General features: G+C 72.0%; 15 protein-coding genes. 10 read left to right on the forward strand and 5 right to left on the reverse strand.

The features are described 5' to 3' along the window. Positions 1-61 precede the first annotated feature (61 nt). Positions 62-1,654: an MFS transporter gene (locus IE258_RS12895; RefSeq protein WP_189742938.1), complete on the reverse strand. Its 1,593-nt coding sequence runs from the start codon at positions 1,652-1,654 to the stop codon at positions 62-64. A 117-nt stretch (positions 1,655-1,771) separates the two neighbouring features. Between IE258_RS12895 and IE258_RS12900 the strand changes: the two genes are divergently transcribed. Then, positions 1,772-2,365 carry a helix-turn-helix domain-containing protein gene (locus IE258_RS12900; protein WP_356720597.1) on the forward strand — a complete coding sequence of 198 codons (594 nt, stop codon included), beginning with the start codon at positions 1,772-1,774 and terminating at the stop codon, positions 2,363-2,365. 9 nt (positions 2,366-2,374) lie between these two features. Here the strand turns inward: IE258_RS12900 and IE258_RS12905 are convergent, their stop codons facing one another. Further along, positions 2,375-2,965: a TetR/AcrR family transcriptional regulator gene (locus IE258_RS12905; RefSeq protein ID WP_189742940.1), complete on the reverse strand. Its 591-nt coding sequence runs from the start codon at positions 2,963-2,965 to the stop codon at positions 2,375-2,377. A 106-nt stretch (positions 2,966-3,071) separates the two neighbouring features. Between IE258_RS12905 and IE258_RS12910 the strand changes: the two genes are divergently transcribed. Further along, the gene (locus IE258_RS12910) at positions 3,072-3,761 is read left to right on the forward strand and encodes a nitroreductase (protein ID WP_189742942.1); all 690 of its coding nucleotides are present in this window, start codon (positions 3,072-3,074) and stop codon (positions 3,759-3,761) included. A 60-nt stretch (positions 3,762-3,821) separates the two neighbouring features. Here IE258_RS12910 and IE258_RS12915 read toward each other — a convergent pair whose 3' ends face one another. From IE258_RS12915 to IE258_RS12925, 3 genes are all read right to left on the reverse strand, one after another. Continuing rightward, positions 3,822-4,355 carry a hypothetical protein gene (locus IE258_RS12915; RefSeq protein WP_189742944.1) on the reverse strand — a complete coding sequence of 178 codons (534 nt, stop codon included), beginning with the start codon at positions 4,353-4,355 and terminating at the stop codon, positions 3,822-3,824. Further along, positions 4,356-5,084 (reverse strand): SDR family oxidoreductase, encoded by a 729-nt coding sequence (locus IE258_RS12920; RefSeq protein ID WP_189742946.1) that lies wholly within the window; start codon positions 5,082-5,084, stop codon positions 4,356-4,358. It lies immediately after the preceding gene. A 117-nt stretch (positions 5,085-5,201) separates the two neighbouring features. Next, positions 5,202-5,615, reverse strand: coding sequence for a Fur family transcriptional regulator (locus IE258_RS12925; RefSeq protein WP_189742948.1), 414 nt, complete (start codon positions 5,613-5,615; stop codon positions 5,202-5,204). A gap of 123 nt (positions 5,616-5,738) precedes the next feature. Here IE258_RS12925 and IE258_RS12930 point away from each other — a divergent pair, with 123 nt between their 5' ends. From IE258_RS12930 to IE258_RS12965, 8 genes are all read left to right on the forward strand, one after another. Continuing rightward, entirely contained in the window at positions 5,739-7,202 is a 1,464-nt protein-coding gene (locus tag IE258_RS12930; protein ID WP_189742950.1) for a catalase, read from the forward strand. Positions 7,203-7,302: 100 nt separating this feature from the next. Next, complete coding sequence (locus tag IE258_RS12935) at positions 7,303-7,698, forward strand: ankyrin repeat domain-containing protein (RefSeq protein WP_189742952.1); 396 nt, start codon at positions 7,303-7,305, stop codon at positions 7,696-7,698. A 47-nt stretch (positions 7,699-7,745) separates the two neighbouring features. Further along, positions 7,746-8,861, forward strand: a complete 1,116-nt coding sequence (locus tag IE258_RS12940; RefSeq protein WP_189742953.1) for a MerR family transcriptional regulator — start codon at positions 7,746-7,748, stop codon at positions 8,859-8,861. A 461-nt stretch (positions 8,862-9,322) separates the two neighbouring features. Beyond that, the gene (locus tag IE258_RS12945; protein ID WP_189742955.1) at positions 9,323-10,801 is read left to right on the forward strand and encodes a sugar transferase; all 1,479 of its coding nucleotides are present in this window, start codon (positions 9,323-9,325) and stop codon (positions 10,799-10,801) included. A 70-nt stretch (positions 10,802-10,871) separates the two neighbouring features. Beyond that, the gene (locus tag IE258_RS12950) at positions 10,872-12,188 is read left to right on the forward strand and encodes a nucleotide sugar dehydrogenase (RefSeq protein ID WP_189742957.1); all 1,317 of its coding nucleotides are present in this window, start codon (positions 10,872-10,874) and stop codon (positions 12,186-12,188) included. Beyond that, complete coding sequence (locus tag IE258_RS12955; RefSeq protein ID WP_189742959.1) at positions 12,178-13,437, forward strand: glycosyltransferase family 4 protein; 1,260 nt, start codon at positions 12,178-12,180, stop codon at positions 13,435-13,437. The genes IE258_RS12950 and IE258_RS12955 overlap by 11 nt, the downstream gene beginning before the upstream one ends. Next, a complete protein-coding gene (locus IE258_RS12960; protein WP_189742961.1) occupies positions 13,434-14,798 on the forward strand; it encodes a Wzz/FepE/Etk N-terminal domain-containing protein in 1,365 nt (454 codons plus the stop codon). The genes IE258_RS12955 and IE258_RS12960 overlap by 4 nt, the downstream gene beginning before the upstream one ends. Next, the gene (locus tag IE258_RS12965) at positions 14,795-16,327 is read left to right on the forward strand and encodes a Wzz/FepE/Etk N-terminal domain-containing protein (RefSeq protein ID WP_189742963.1); all 1,533 of its coding nucleotides are present in this window, start codon (positions 14,795-14,797) and stop codon (positions 16,325-16,327) included. Before IE258_RS12960 ends, IE258_RS12965 begins: the two co-directional genes overlap by 4 nt. Positions 16,328-16,330 lie beyond the last annotated feature (3 nt).

The raw sequence follows: 16,330 nt of genomic DNA on the forward strand, positions 1-16,330 counted from the left end.
TTCAGCGAGTTCTCCGGACGGGAGTGGCTGGACTCTCCCGGGACCGCTGACTCGCCCGTGGTCACGAACCGGTGAGGGCCTCGGCCGCCTCCGGTTCGTCCGCGTCCACCGGTGCCGTTCTGCCGGGCCCGCGGAACGCGACGTAGACGAACAGGACGCCCATGACGGCCACGCCGGCCCACATGGCCTGCTGCCAGCCGTCGACGAAGGACTGCTGGGCGGCGTGCAGCAGGTCCGGGCCGTACGGACCGGCGCTGCCCGCGGCCTCGACGGCGTTGGCCACGCCCTCCCGGGCGCTGTCCGCGGGCCCCTGGGGAATGCCGTCCAACCGTCCGTCGACGGCGCTGCGGTAGCCGGTGGCGAGCAGCGCCCCCAGCAGGGCGACACCGAGTGCGGTGCCGAACTCGCGGGTGACGTCGTTGAGCGCGGACGCAACGCCCTGCTTCCCGCGCGGCAGGGAGCCGGTGATCGCCTCGGTGGACGGGGTCATCGACAGGCCCATGCCGATGCCCATGGCCAGCATGCCGGGCAGGATGGTCAGGTATCCGTCGTCCACCGAGACGAACAGGGCCATGAGCGCGAGGCCCACGCCGGCCAGGGCGATGCCCAGGGCCATGGTCGGGCGGGAGCCGACGCGCGCGGCGAGCACGGGGGCCAGGCCGGAGGTCGCCATCATCATGACGGCCATCGGCATCAACGCCACCGTGGACAGCAGGCCCGACCAGCCGAGTACGGCCTGGAAGTAGGGGAAGAGGACGACGGCGATGCCCGCCTGGACGCCGAAGACCACCAGGAGGGTGATCGAGCCTCCCGCCAGGCCGCGCTCGCGGAACAGGCGCACGTCCAGCAGCGCGGCGTCGCGGCGGTGCAGTTCCCAGCCGACGAAGGCGACCGCGGCACCGATGCCGACGGCGAGTCCGGTCAGCGTCACCGGGGCGGTCCAGCCGCGTTCGGGGCCTTCCTGCAGTACGAAGATGAGGCCGGTCACCGCGACGGTGGAGATCAGCGCTCCGGCCGTGTCGAACCGGTGGGCCGGGGTCTCGCGGGAGTTGGGGACCGACTTCAGCGCCATGGCCAGGGCCACGAGGACCAGGACCACCGGGAGGACGAACAGCAGACGCCAGTCGGCGACGTCGACGAGGAGGGCGGAGAGGAACATGCCCAGGATGCCGCCGCCCCCGGCGACACCGGTCCACACGCCGATCGCCTTGCCGCGCTGCTCCTCGGGGAAGGTGGAGGTGATGACGGCAAGGGTGACCGGCATGATCATCGCGGCGCCGACACCGCCGGCCACCCGGGCGGCGAGCATGACCTCGGCCGAAGGGGCCAGTCCGGCGAGGACGTTCGCCGCACCGAAGACACCCAGCCCGGCGACGAGCATGGGCTTGCGGCCCAGTCGGTCGCCGACGGCGCCGAGCGGGAGCAGCAGCGCGGCCAGGGCGAGCGTGTAGATGTTGATGATCCACAGGACCGTGTTCTGGGAGGCGCCGAACTCGACGGCCATGTGGGTCTGCGCCACGTTCAGACCGGTCACCGACGCGACGACGGCCATCAGCGCGACGGAGACGGCGATCAGGATCGTGCGCAGCCGACGCGCGTCGGGGGTGTTTTCGCCGCCGGTTTCTGGGGCCCGTACGGGTGGGCTGGTGCTCATGGTTTCCTTTCGCAGGGCATGCCGCCGCCCGACGGGGCGTGGAGGGTGTCGGGGAAGTGCGGCTCGACTGCGTCCGAAGCTAAGCCCGCGTTGCGATAGAGGCATATGATGTTGCTCATGACGCAAGAAGATGGAGATCTGGACAGCCTCGTACGCAAACGCATCCGCGCCCTGCGGGTCGCGCAGGGCTGGTCCCTGGAGGAGCTGGCCGGGCGTGCCAAGCTCAGCCAGTCCTCGCTGAGCCGCATCGAGAACGGCCGGCGCCGCCTGGCCCTGGATCAGCTGGTCACTCTGGCCCGCGCCCTGGACACCACGTTGGACCAGCTCGTGGAGACGGCCGACGACGACGTCATCACCAGTCCGATGATCGACAGCGCCCACGGCCTGATGCGCTGGCCGGTGAAGGGCGATCCCGGCATGACCGTGGTGCGTCAGCGCATGACCCAGCCACCGCCCGAGAATCCGGCGCGCATGCGTGCCCACCCGGGGCGCGAATGGCTCGTGGTGCTGTCCGGCACGGCGGTCCTCATGCTCGGCCACCGCCGCTTCCGCGTCGAGACCCACCAGGCAGCCGAGTTCCCCACGATGATGCCGCACGCGATCGGCACCGCGGGCGGACCCTGCGAGATCCTGGGCATCTTCGACCGCGACGCCCGCCGCGGCCATCAGCGCGAGGGCGGCGACCGCGACCCCCAGGAGCCGGGTGAGTGACGGCGGGCGTCAGGCCCCGGCGGGCAGGGCGTGCGCGAGGAGGGTCTCCGCCGCGGCCCGCGCATGTCGGCCGTAGTCGGCGTCGCCCAGCACCATGGCACGGCTGGCCGCGCCGTCCGCGAGGGTGACCAGTTGCTCGGCGAGGGCGGCGGGCCGCTCGCAGCCCAGCTCCGTCACCAGTTCCGTGACCAGCCGCACCATCCGGAGCTTCTGTTCGCGGGCGTAGGAGTGGACGGCGCTGCCCGGGTCGGGGAACTCGGCCGCGGCATCGATGAACGGGCACCCGCGCACCGGTGCCCCGTCCGGCGCGGGCAGGTCGAACAGCCCGAGGATGCGCTCCCGCGGGGGAACGTCGTCGCGGGTCAGCACGCCCTCGAGCGTGGCGCCCGAGGAGGCGAGGTCCTCGAGGTGCCCGATCACCAGGTCGCCCTTGGTCCGGAAGTGCGCGTAGAGGGTGCGCTTGGACACCGGGGCCGCCTCCGCGACCTGTTCCATACCGGTCGCGTTGATCCCCTGGGTCGCGAAGAGGTGGGCGGCGGCCGCGAGGATGCGTTCCCGCCCGCCGCGCCCACGTGCCGGAGATGTCCTGGTCGCACTCATGGAGTAACTATACGTCTGCGTTTACTTCAGCGGGAAGCAGCTGGTAGGATCCGCCAAGTAAACGATTGCGTTTACCTGAGACGAGCGTCGAGAAGGAATCCAATCCATGAGCCTGCCGATCCGCACCGAGCTGAGTGGTGCCGCGGAGAAGCTGATACGCGGCCGACACGCGACCCGGGCGTTCCGTCCGGAACCCGTGCCCGAGGAGACGATGCGTGCGATCTTCTCGCTGGCGGGCACCGCACCGTCCAACTCCAACGCCCAGCCGTGGCGGGTGGAGGTGGCGAGCGGTGCCGCGCGCGAGCGGCTGGCGGACGCCCTGCAGGCGGCTCACGCCGCGAACCGCACCTCCGTGGACTTCCCGTACTCCGACGCCATGTACTCCGAGGCCCAGCAGGCACGCCGGGCGGCGTTCGGCGCCGGACTGTACGGAGCGCTGGGCATCGCTCCGGACGACCAGGCGTCGCGGGCGGCCTACAACGCGCAGAGCCTGCGCTTCTACGGCGCACCGCATGCCGCCTTCCTGTTCGTCGCCGGGGACGGCGGATCCCGGCTGGCCGCGGACGTCGGCGCCTATCTGCAGACCCTCCTCCTGGCGATGACGGCGTACGGCGTGGCGAGCTGCCCGCAGGGGCTGCTGAGCTTCTACGCCGACACGGTCCGCGCCGAACTCGGTGTCGATGAGGGGCGGCTGCTCGTGGGCGTCTCCTTCGGCTACGCCGACGAGAGCGCCGCGGTGAACCGGGTCGCGTCCGGGCGGGCCGCGCTCGACGAGGTCGCGGCCTTCCACGGCTGAGTCGTCGAGGCGGCGACCTCCGCGCACCGGGACGGCGGGGTGCGGGCGGGGCACGACCCGCTACTCGATCAGCGCATCCGCCACGATGATCACCAGGCCGATCAGCATGTCCAGGAGTCCCGCGCGACACGAGGACAGTCGGCCGAGCCCGGCGGCGCGGGCCGCGGAGGTGCCCAGGGCGAAGAGCAGGACGGTGTTCAGCACCAGGGCCGTGTCGGCGGCCGTGTCCTCTGCCCACCACCCGGCCTTCGCGGCGAGCAGCATCGCCACCGTCGGCAGCACGGCGGCGACCAGCGGCCACTCGGCGGCTGCCGCGCGCAGTCTGCTGGGCCGGGCCGTCCCGTCGCCGGTCGCGCGCCGGGCGATGACGTGCGCGTACCCGTGGGCGGCACCCGACGTCAGCGCCGTGAGCAGGACCCACAGCGCGTCCTGGCCGGGGTTGGCCGCCTCGCCCGGCACGTCCAGCGCGGCCACCAGGGCGCTGGCCAGTACCAGGCCGTAGATTCCCTGGAACAGCCACCCCTCCGGCCGGCGCCGCAGGAATCCCCTCGGCGCGACGCCCGCGGCGGGGTCGTGGTCGGCGCGCTCGGGCATTCAGGACAGCCAGTCGGTGTACCGGGTGGGGGCCAGGTGGGCCTCCATGTCAGTGAGGACGTCCCCCTCGACCGCCGCGAACATGCCCGCGGCCGGGTCGGTGACGACCGTACGCCCGTCGCCCCGGCGGGAGAGGGTCAGACGGCCCAGGTCGTCGAGGGGGAACACCTCCGGTCCACCGATGCTGCGAATGCCGTTCAGCGGGGTGCCCACGGCGACTTCCGCCACCGCGGCCGCCACGTCCTTCGCGGCGATGGGCTGGATCGGCGTGGCGGGCAGCCGGACGAAGTCGCCGTCCGCGGTCCAGGACAGGACGGCCTCCATGAACTCCATGAACTGGGTGGCGCGCACGATCGAGTACGGCACCGGGCCGTCCCGGAGGATCTCCTCCTGGAGGGTTTTGGCGCGGTAGTAGTCCAGTCCCGGCACCCGGTCGACGCCGACGATCGAGAGGATCACGAAGTGACCCGTTCCGGCCCGCTGCGCCGCGGTCAGGAGGTTGTCCATCGATGCCCGGAAGAAGCCGGGCGAGGCGTCGTCGAAGGTCGGCGAGTTCGTCAGGTTGACGACGACGTCGGCTCCCTCGACCGCCCGGTCCACTCCCTCGCCGCTGACGACGTCCACTCCGGTGGACAGCGAGTGGGGCACCGCCTGCTGTCCGGCCGCGTTGAGCTGCTCGACGACCTGCGAGCCGATGAGTCCGGTACCGCCGATGACCGCGATCTTCACGGTGTGCCTCGCTTCCCTCCGGGTCCGAGTGGTTCAGGGACCACTGTGTCGGTAGGCGCGGAGGACTGCGCCCTGAACGCCCCGAAGGGATGAGAGCGGACGGGATCGCCGACGGCGTCAGGCGGCGCAGTCCGGGCAGATGCCGCGGTAGGTCACTTCGGCCTCCAGGACGGTGAAGCCGAAGGACTCGGAGGCCGGGAGGTTCGCCAGGGGGTCGCCCGTCGGGTGCACGTCGCGGATCGAGCCGCAGCGCGCGCAGAGCAGGTGGTGGTGCGGACGGTGCGCGTTCGGGTCGTAGCGCTTGGCGCGGCCGTCGGTCGACACCTCGACGACCTCACCGCGCTGCACCAGTTCACGCAGGGTGTTGTACACCGTCGCCCGGGAGATCTCGGGCAGTCGGGCCGCCGCACGGGAGTGCACCTCGTCGGCGGTCAGGTGCACGTGGTCTCCGTCGAGGACCTCGGCGACCACGCGCCGCTGCGCGGTCAGGCGCCAGCCGCCTTCACGGAGCCGGTCCAGGAGATCACTCATGCGCAGCACCCTAGCAGGGTCCGGCGTCAACTCAAGAGCGAATATGGCTCTAGATGGCAGCTTGCCTTAGACCCTGTCCAATGTAGGGTGGTGCCCGCGAAGAACCACACCGAGGAGCATGCCTTGCCTGAGAACAACCAGAAGCCGCTGACCACGGTCGCCGGTGCACCGGTTCCCGACAACCAGAACTCGCTGACGTCCGGCCCGCGCGGTCCGATGCTGCTGCAGGATGTGTGGTTCCTGGAGAAGCTCGCCCACTTCGACCGCGAGGTCATTCCGGAGCGCCGGATGCACGCCAAGGGCTCGGGCGCGTTCGGCACCTTCACGGTGACCCACGACATCACCCGGTACACGAGCGCCAAGATCTTCTCCGAGATCGGCAAGAAGACCCCGCTGTTCACCCGGTTCTCCACGGTCGCCGGTGAGCGCGGTGCCGCCGACGCCGAGCGCGACATCCGCGGCTTCGCCGTGAAGTTCTACACGGAGGAGGGCAACTGGGACCTGGTCGGCAACAACACCCCCGTCTTCTTCTTCCGTGACCCGCTGAAGTTCCCGGACCTCAACCACGCGGTGAAGCGCGACCCGCGCACCAACCTCCGCAACGCCGAGAACAACTGGGACTTCTGGACCAACCTGCCCGAGGCCCTGCACCAGGTCACGATCGTGATGTCGGAGCGCGGCATCCCGGCCACCTACCGGCACATGCACGGGTTCGGCTCGCACACGTACAGCCTGATCAACGCCGAGGGCGAGCGGTTCTGGGTCAAGTTCCACCACCGCACCCAGCAGGGCATCAAGAACCTCACCGACGCCGAGGCCGAGGCCCTGGTCGGCAAGGACCGCGAGTCCCACCAGCGCGACCTGTTCGACGCGATCGAGGACGGCGACTTCCCGAAGTGGAAGCTGTTCATCCAGGTCATGCCGGAGGCCGACGCCGAGAACTACCGCTTCCACCCCTTCGACCTCACCAAGGTCTGGTCGAAGAAGGACTACCCGCTGATCGAGGTCGGCGAGTGGGAGCTCAACCGCAACCCCGACAACTACTTCGCGGACGTCGAGCAGGCCGCCTTCAGCCCGGCCAACGTGGTCCCGGGCATCAGCTTCTCCCCCGACCGGATGCTGCAGGGGCGGCTCTTCTCCTACGGCGACGCCCAGCGCTACCGCCTCGGGGTCAACCACCACCAGATCCCCGTCAACGCCCCGAAGAACCCGGTGAACTCCTACCACCGCGACGGCGGCATGCGCGTCGACGGCAACCAGGGGGCCACCCCGGGCATCGAGCCCAACTCCTACGGGCGCTGGCAGGAGCAGCCGGCCTACCGCGAGCCGAGCCAGGCCGTGGGCGCGGTCGCCGACCGGTTCAACTACCGTGAGGACGACGACAACTACTTCGAGCAGCCCGGCAACCTGTTCCGGCAGATGAGCCCGGAGCAGCAGCAGGTTCTCTTCGAGAACACGGCGCGCGCGATCGACGGCGCCTCGGAGCAGACGATCGAGCGGCACATCGCCAACTGCACCCAGGCCGACCCGGCCTACGGTCAGGGCGTCCGCAAGGCCATCGAGGCCCTGGCCGCCGGCAACCTCTGACCGGCTGGTCGGCAAGACGCGCGGTACTCGCGCACCGCACCGGCGCGGAGGCACCCCAGGTGCCCGCGCCGGTGCGGGCGTGTACCGCCACGGAGAAATCATGGACATGGACAACAGCGGTGGCCTGACTCCCGAGCAGACGGAGCGCGTCGTGGCCATCGCCATGGACCTGGCCCGGGAGGGCCGCACCGAGCAGCTGGTGGAGTTCGTGGCTCACGGGCTGCCGGTGGACGTACGCGATCCGGCGGGCAACACCCTCCTCATGCTCGCCGCGTACCACGGTCACGCCGACAGCGTGCGGACCCTGGTCCGGCACGGCGCCGATCCGGACCTCCGCAACGACCGGGGCCAGTCCCCCATCGCCGGCGCCCTGTTCAAGGGTGCCGACGACGTGGTGACTGTGCTGCTCGAAGCAGGCGCGGACCTGGACTCCGGTACGCCGACCGCGCGGGCCGCGGCGGCGATGTTCGGCCGGGACCACCTGCTCGCCGGCTGACCGCAGCGCTTGACCCTCACGTGGCGTGATGCCGCATCCTCCCTGGCATGGAGGAGCACCTGACCGTGGGACGCGTGGCCGAGCTGGCCGGCGTGAGCGTCCGCACGCTGCACCACTACGACGACATCGGCCTCGTGCGGCCCTCCGCGCGGACCGCCGCCGGATACCGGGCCTACTCGGTGGACGACGTGGGGCGGCTGCGGGAGGTTGTGGCCTACCGGCGCCTGGGTTTCGCACTGCGCGACATCGCTGACCTGGTCGACGACCCGGCCGCCGACGCGGTGGCGCAGCTGCGCCGGCTGCGCGTCCTGCTGGTTGAACGGCGCGACCGCGCCGCCTCCATGGTGACGGCCATCGACAGGGAACTGGAGGCGCGGGCGATGGGGATCAGGACTACGCCCCAGGAGCAACTCAAGGCGTTCGGCGCGGAGTTGTACGAGGTCATCGGGGCGGCCTACCCGGCGACACGGCGCACCGAGCCGCGGATCGCCGCGAAGGTCTGGGAGGCGCTCGGCGACGCGCGCACCGTGCTGAACGTGGGCGCCGGCACCGGCTCCTACGAGCCCCCGGACCGCGAGGTGACCGCGGTGGAACCGTCGGCGGTGATGCGGGCGCAGCGTCCCGCGGGCGCGGCCCGGTGCGTGGCCGCCGCCGCGGAGCACCTGCCGTTCGCGGACCGGTCCTTCGACGCCGCGATGGCCTTCAGCACCGTGCACCACTGGCGGGACCCGATCGCCGGGCTGCGGGAGATGCGCCGCGTCGCCCGTCGCGTGGTGGTGTTCACCCACGACGCCAGTGACACCGGCTGGCGGCACCGGTTCTGGCTGACCCGCGACTATCTGCCCGAGGTGGCCGGCCTGGTCGCGGGCCGGCCTCCGGTGGACCGGCTGGCCCGGGCGATCGGGGCCCGCCTGGAGCCGGTGCTCATCCCCTGGGACTGCGCCGACGGCTTCCTGGAGGCCCACTGGCGCCGGCCGGAGGCGTACCTGGAGGAACCGGTACGCCGCGCGGTCTCCGTGTGGACGAGGGTCGGCCCAAAAGCCGAGCGGCGGGCGGTGGCCGGCCTGCGCGACGACCTCGCCTCGGGCCGCTGGTCCGAGCGCAACCGCGATCTCCTGGATCTCGACGCGGCCGAGCTCGGCCTGCGGCTGCTCGTGGCCTGAAGCGACGGTGCGCGAGCGCGCGGGCGGCGGGAGAATCACGCCGGCGATCGGCGGTCCGGACGACACGTCGGCGGGGACCGGAATGGGTGCTGGCGGGAATTCGGAGTACCCGGTGGCGGGAAGAGATACCTGGGGTTTCACAAGCCCCTTGATCAACTCCCAGAGCTTGAGCACCAATTACACACATCCCCTCTACACAGTGGCCCCGATGGTCTAGATTGACCGTGCTTCAGCCGTTCAGGCACGGGGCGACCGGTAATGATCTTCAGGTCCGGGGCAGGGGGGTCTGCTGCTGACACTGTGCATGGCTCGTATTGCTGTGGCATAGCCAAAACGTTGTGCGCGGGCAGGCGGGGGCCGCCCGTGGGGAGGAACAGCGCGGCGCGGGAGGCGGGGGCCTCCCGAGGGGGAGGAACAGTGCTAGGCGAACACGTCGAACCACTGGGGACCTGGGGGGTTCTGTGCGGCAAGGGGGATTGGTCAGCCCGTTTCCGTCTACGCGCGGACATCTGGCGGACGGGGCCGTCAGCCGGTCCGCGAGCGACTGGGAGCAGCGGTACCGCCGTACCGTGATCACCAGCGACACCGTGGCCACCGCCTTCGTGGTGGCGGGCATCGGCAATTTCTTCGGGGTCCGGGACGCGGCCAACTGGCACGAGAAATGGGGAATTCTCGCGTTCGGCACCGAGGTGCTGGTACTGGGAGCGCTTGCGGTGAGCCGGTCGTGGGCACCGGCCGTACTCGGTCAGGGCGCCGAGGAATTCCGTCGGCTCGGACGCTCTCTGTTCATGGCGACCGTCGTACTGGCGCTCGGCGGAATCGCCCTCACCTCGCGCAACATCAAACTCTGGATCTTCGTCGCCGTCCCGGCGATCGCGATCGTCACGATGATCTCGCGTTACGCGCTGCGCGTCCGGCTGCACCGGCAGCGCAAGGAAGGGCGCTGCCTGAGGCCGGTGCTCGCCGCCGGCAGCCCGGCCACCGTGCGCGATCTGATCGCCCGGACCCGGAGGTTCCCGCACCTCGGCTGGCGCGTGGACGCGGTCTGCACGACGGCCGGCCCCGGAATCGAGGGAGACCAGCTGGACGGAGTGCCGGTGGTCGGCCCACTGGAGCACGTCGCCCACCACGTACGCCGCGACGGCTACCGGGTCGTCGCGGTCACCCCGGACCCGCACTGGTCACCGCACCGGTTGCAGCGGCTGGCCTGGAACCTGGAGGGCAGCGAAGCCGAGATGGTCGTCGCTCCCGTCCTGATGGAGGTGGCCGGCCCGCGGCTGCACGTCGACGCGGTGCTGGGGATCCCGCTGCTGCGGGTCAGCATGCCGACCTTCACCGGGGGCCGCCGGGCCGTCAAGGCGGTGGTGGACCGGTTGGGCGCGGCGATCCTGCTGACGCTGTTCGCGCCCCTGATGGTGTTCGTCGCACTGCTCGTCCTGGTGGACAGCCGGGGCGGGGCGTTCTACCGCCAGCGCAGGGTCGGCAAGGACGGCCGTGAGTTCACGATTCTCAAGTTCCGCACCATGGTCGCCGGGGCGGACCGGGCGCGTGCCGCGCTGGCCGACCGCAACGAGGGCGCGGGCCTGCTGTTCAAGCTCCGCCGGGACCCGCGGGTGACCCGGGTGGGGGCGGTGCTGCGCCGGTACTCGGTCGACGAACTGCCGCAGCTGTTCAACGTACTCACCGGCTCGATGTCGCTCGTCGGCCCGCGGCCTCCGCTGCCGGAGGAGTCCGCGGCGTACGGCCCGGACATCCGAAGACGACTGCTGGTCAAGCCGGGACTCACCGGTCTGTGGCAGATCAGCGGACGCAGCGACCTGCCGTGGGAGGAGGCGGTCCGGCTTGACCTGCGGTACGTGGAGGACTGGTCGCTCGCGCTGGACGCGGTGATCCTGTGGAAGACGCTGCGAGCGGTGGTCCACGGGCGGGGGGCGTACTGATGCGCGGGGGCCGCCGGGCCGACGCGCGGATCGCAGGCCGTCGGGGCCTGCCTGGGGGGAGGAACGGGTCATGAGGGTCAGCGTTTTCGGCCTGGGCTACGTGGGCTGCGTGTCGGCCGCGTGCCTGGCCGGCATGGGGCACGAGGTCATCGGGGTGGACGTGAACCAGGTCAAGGTCGACCTGGTCAATGACGGCAAGGCCCCGGTGGTCGAGGAGCGGATCGGCGAACTGATCGCCGAGGTCGTGGGCAGCGGGGCGCTGCGCGCCACCCGGGACGTCCGCGAGGCGATCAGGGAGAGCGAGATATCCCTGATATGCGTGGGCACGCCGTCGGAGCCCAACGGCAGCCTGTGCACGACGTACTTGGAACGTGTCACCGAGGAGATCGGCGCCGCGCTGGCCGAGCGGGGCGGACGGCACACCGTGGTGTTCCGCAGCACCATGCTGCCGGGCACCTGCACGAACCTGCTGGTGCCGATCCTGGAGAAGTACGTCGGCGGAACCGCCGGGGTGGACTTCGGAGTCGCGGTCAACCCGGAGTTCCTGCGCGAGGGCACGAGCGTGCGGGACTTCTTCGACCCGCCGAAGACGGTCATCGGCGAACTCGACGCGGCGAGCGGCGACGCGGTGGCGGCGCTGTACGGCAACCTGCCCGGCGAGGTGTTCCGGGTGCCGGTCGCGACGGCCGAGGCGATCAAGTACGCGGACAACGCCTTCCACGGCCTCAAGATCGGCTTCGCGAACGAGCTGGGCGCGGTGTGCCAGGCGCTGGGGGTGGACTCGCACCAGGTCATGGACGTCTTCCTGGCCGACCGCAAGCTGAACATCAGCCCCGCCTACCTGCGGCCCGGCTTCGCCTTCGGCGGCTCCTGCCTGCCCAAGGACCTGCGCAGCCTGGTCCACGCGGCCCAGCGGGCCGACGTGTCGGTGCCGATCCTCTCCCACGTGCTGCCCTCCAACTCCGCGCACCTGGAGCGTGCGGTGGAGCTGGTGGAGCGCACCGGGAAGCGCCGGGTGGGGCTGTTCGGGCTGTCCTTCAAGCCCGGCACCGACGACCTCCGGGAGAGCCCGCTCGTCGAGCTGGCGGAGCGGCTCTTCGGCAAGGGTTACGACCTCAGGATCCACGACGCCAACGTGAGCCTGTCCCGGCTGCTCGGCGCGAACCGCGAGTACGTCGAGAACCGGCTGCCGCACCTCGCCCAGCTGCTCGCGGACTCCGTCGACGAGGTCCTTGAGCACGCCGAGGTGTGCCTGGTCGGGACGCGGGATCCGGCCGTGCTGGCCGCGCTCCCCCATGGCGGCGGGCCGTTGCTGATCGACCTCATCCACCTTCCCGACGCCGACGCGCGCCGGACCGAACCGGGGTACATGGGCCTTGCTTGGTGACACGACGTCCGGTGGCACGCCGCTCGGCGGCGGCACCGGCGACCGGCCGGGGCGGCGCGCGCTGATCCTGGTGGAGAACCTGTCGGTGCCCTTCGACCGGCGGGTCTGGCAGGAGTGCACGACCCTGCGCGACGCGGGCTGGGAGGTGCACGTCATCTGTCCCCGCGGCACCAAGCGGGACACGGAGCGGGAAGCGGTCGTCGAGGGGGTGCGCATCCACCGCTACCCGTTGCGCGCGGCCACCGGAGGACCGGCCGGCTACCTGCGGGAGTACGGAGCGGCGCTCTGGCACACGGCGCGGCTGGCCCGCAGGGTCGGACCGGTCGACGTGGTGCACGCCTGCAACCCGCCCGACCTGCTCTTCCTGCCGGCCCTGTGGCTCAAGCGGCGCGGCGCGCGGTTCGTCTTCGACCAGCACGACCTGATACCCGAGCTGTACCTGTCCCGGTTCGGCCGCGGCAAGGACCTGCTCTACCGCGCCGTGTGCGCCCTGGAGCGGCTCACCTACCGGACCGCGGACATCGTGCTCGCCACGAACGAGAGCTACAAGGACGTCGCGGTACGCCGCGGCGGCCGGCGCCCCGACGACGTGTTCGTGGTGCGCAGCGCGCCCGCGACCGACCGCTTCCAACCGGTGCCCGCCGAACCGGAGTTGAAGCGGGGAAAGCCCCACCTGCTGTGCTACCTGGGCGTCATGGGCCCCCAGGACGGCGTCGACTACGCCCTGCGGGCCCTCGCCAAGCTGCGCGACGAGGTCGGGCGGACCGACTGGCACGCGGTGTTCGTCGGCTCCGGTGACGCCTTCGACGCGATGGTGGAGCTGTCCCGGTCGCTGGGGCTCGGCGAGCAGGTGCAGTTCACCGGGCGCATTCCGGACGCCGACCTGGTGCGCTACCTGTCCACCGCGGACGTGTGCCTCTCCCCCGACCCGCGCAATCCGCTCAACGACGTGTCGACCATGAACAAGGTCCTGGAGTACATGGCGATGGGCCGGCCGATCGTCTCGTTCGACCTCCGGGAGGCGCGCGTCTCCGCCGGTGACGCCGCCCTCTACGCCCCCGCCAACGACGAGACCGAGTTCGCCGGGCTCGTCGCGCGGTTGCTGGACGACCCCGACGAGCGGGCCCGGATGGGCAAGATCGGCCAGGAACGCGTCAACGGACAGCTCTCCTGGGGCAATTCGCAAAAGGCGCTGCTCGCCGCGTACGCCGCCGCCGGGAACAAAGCAGGGAGAAGGCAGCGCCGTTGAGCGATGACACGATACGCCTGGTCACGGTCGGGCGAATACTGCGCCGGCGCCGGCGGCTGCTCGCCGTCCTCGTCGTGGTGGGCGCACTCGTCGGCTACGGCGTCTCGGTGCTGTTCCCGCCGCGCTACACGGCGTCCGCCTCGGTCCTGCTGCCGGGGCCGTGGGAGGAGCGCGAGCTGATCACCCAGGTGGAGATCGCGACCAGTTCGTCGGTGGTCGAACGGGCGGGCGATGCGCTCGGCTGGAGCGGGGTCAGCGACAGCGAGCTGCGCGACCGGGTGAGCGCCGAGACCGCCGACGGGAACGTCATCAAGATCTCCGGGACGGCCGAGACCCCGGAGCGTGCGCAGCGGCTCTCCGACGAAATGGCCCAGCAGTTCGTGACGTACGCGGCACGGATCGCGAGCGGCAGCACCGACGCCGACGAGGCGGCGGGGCCCGAGGCGCTGCGGGAGCAGGTGAAGCGGACCAACCAGCGCATCACCGACCTGGCCAACGCGGCCGATCCCGGGCAGACCGTGGAGAGCGTGCAGGCCCGCACCGAGCTGGAGAAGCTGCGCAGCACGCTGCAGGAGGCCATGCAGAAGCTGGAGGAGGCCGGCCCGGCCAACAACAGGGCCGGCCTGGTCGTCATGGGGCCGGCGGCCCGGCCGACCGGAGAGGCACCGCCGACGAGGCTGCAGCTCGTCGGCGGCGGCGCCCTGCTGTTCTTCGTGCTCGCCGTCGTCGGTCATCTCGCCGCGGCGCGGGTGAACCGGCGGCTGCGTTCCGGACCCGAGATGGCCGCGGCGCTGCGCGCGGCACTCCTGGGCACCGTCGACGTGCCCGGTGACCGGCGCGCCCACCGGCCGAGGGCACGCGGCGCGCGGGCCCGGTTCCGGCGGCTGCTGGGCATCGACGTCCGCTGGGACCTGCCGACTCCGCAGTCCTCCGACGAGGCCGGGCGGCTCATCCGCTACCGGCGGGTGTGCGGTCGCCTGCGGGAACGGCTGCCGGCCGCGCGGCGACTGCTGGTCGTGGTGCCGGACGACGACGAGGTCGCCCGCCGGGCCGCGGAGCAGCTCGCCGCCGAGACCGAGGGTGAACCGATGCTGCGGGTGGTGGAGGTCGCGGTGTCCCGGCCGATGGTTCCGGACCGCGACACCGAGTCCGGTGTCCTGGTCGTGCTCGGCGCGGGCAGTCGCACCGCGGAGGAGCTCTCCGGCCTCGCCGAGGCGTGTGCGGACGGCGGGCACGAGGTCGTCGGTGTCGTCGTCGCCGGCGCGGTCCGGGCCCGTGCGACGGGGACGGCCCCCCGCCCTCCGGAGAAGGCCGGCGCGGCGGCCCCGGTCCACGAGAACGCGACAGGAGGTGCCGCATGACGACGAGTACGGCTGCCCAGCCGTCCGCCTCCGCTCCGCTGCTCGACCTGCAGGCACTGGTCGTGGCGGTACGCAGGCGGCGGCGTCTGTGGGCCGGTCTGGCCCTGCTCGGCCTGCTGGCCGGTGCGGCGGTGGCGGTCCTGCTGCCGCCCCGGCCGGCCGCGGTGACCAAGGTGCTGGTCGCGCACAAGGACGACCAGCCCAACGACACCGGAACGCTGATCCGCACCGACGTCGAGCTGCTGGACACCACGCGGATCGCCGCCGAGGCCCTGCGGTCGCTCGGTTCCCGGGAGGACCCGGAAGACTTCATGGAGGACTACCGCGGCACCGGGCTGACCAACAACCTGCTGCAGATCGACGTGTCGGGTGACAGCGACGCGGAGGCGGTGGCCCGGGCCAGGGCGCTGGCCGAGACGTTCGTCGCGGACCACGTGCGGCGGCTGCGGCAGGCCGCCGAGGCCGAGTCCAAGTCCCTGCTGGACCAGCGCGACAGCATGCGCAAGGAGCTGGCCGAGGTCAACAGGTCGATCGGGGACCGCTCGCCGGACGACGAACCGAATGCGTCGGCCAGCATCGAGTCGCTCTTCGCCCGCCGGGCCGAGCTGGACTCGCGGATCGCCGAGTTCGACCAGCGGGCCGCGGAGGCGCTCACCGGCACACCCGAGGTCGTCGCAGGTACGCAGATCGTGGACGCCCCGCACGCGGTGCGGCACTCCCTGCCCAGGGCCGTGGTCACCGACGCCGGGATCGGGCTGGCCCTCGGGCTCGTTCTCGGGCTCGCGCTGGCCGCGGTCGGCGCGGTGGTGGCGGACCGCCCCGTGCTGCGCCGGGAGATCGCGGCGAACCTGGGCGCGTCGGTCCTCGCGGAGCTGCGCCGCGGGCCGCGCCGGTCGGTCCGGTCGTGGCAGCGCCGGCGCACCCGGGCGGCACGCGAACGGCTCACGACCACCGTGGCCCGCCTGGTGCGCGGCTCCGCGGAACCGGTGTCGCTGCTGGAGCTGGGCTGTGCGCGCGGTACCGGCGTGATCGCCCTGGACGTCGCCGGTGCCCTGGAGGCGGACGGGCCCGTGGTCGTCGTCGACGCGCTGCCCGGCACGGACCTCGCGGGCGCCCGCCGCAAGTCCGGCGGCCCGACCGTGCTGAGCGGCGAGCGTGCCGCGGCCGAACCGCACCACGTGCGCCGGCTCGGGGTCGGCTCGGTGGCGCCCGGTACGGCGTGGACCGACCTGCACCACCTGGGCAGCCGGACGGTGCTCGTGGTGCGTGCGGGGCACGGCAGCGCCGCGTGGCTGCACACCGTGGCGCGGCAGCTCGCGGACCAGCGCATCGCGGTGATCGGGGTGGTCCTGATCGATCCCGATCCGCGGGACCGGACCGACGGCACCCTGTGGGACGGTCCGCACGTCGCCGCGTCACGCGGCCGCGACGAATCCCCGAAGCGGCACAACGGGACGGGGCGGCCCCGGGCGGAACGGCCGGTGGTGCCGGCCGCGACGGTTCCGGACAGTGATCAGGAGGCGCGCTAGCAC

Source organism: Streptomyces tendae, from assembly GCF_014650435.1.
GTDB classification, from domain to species: domain Bacteria; phylum Actinomycetota; class Actinomycetes; order Streptomycetales; family Streptomycetaceae; genus Streptomyces; species Streptomyces tendae.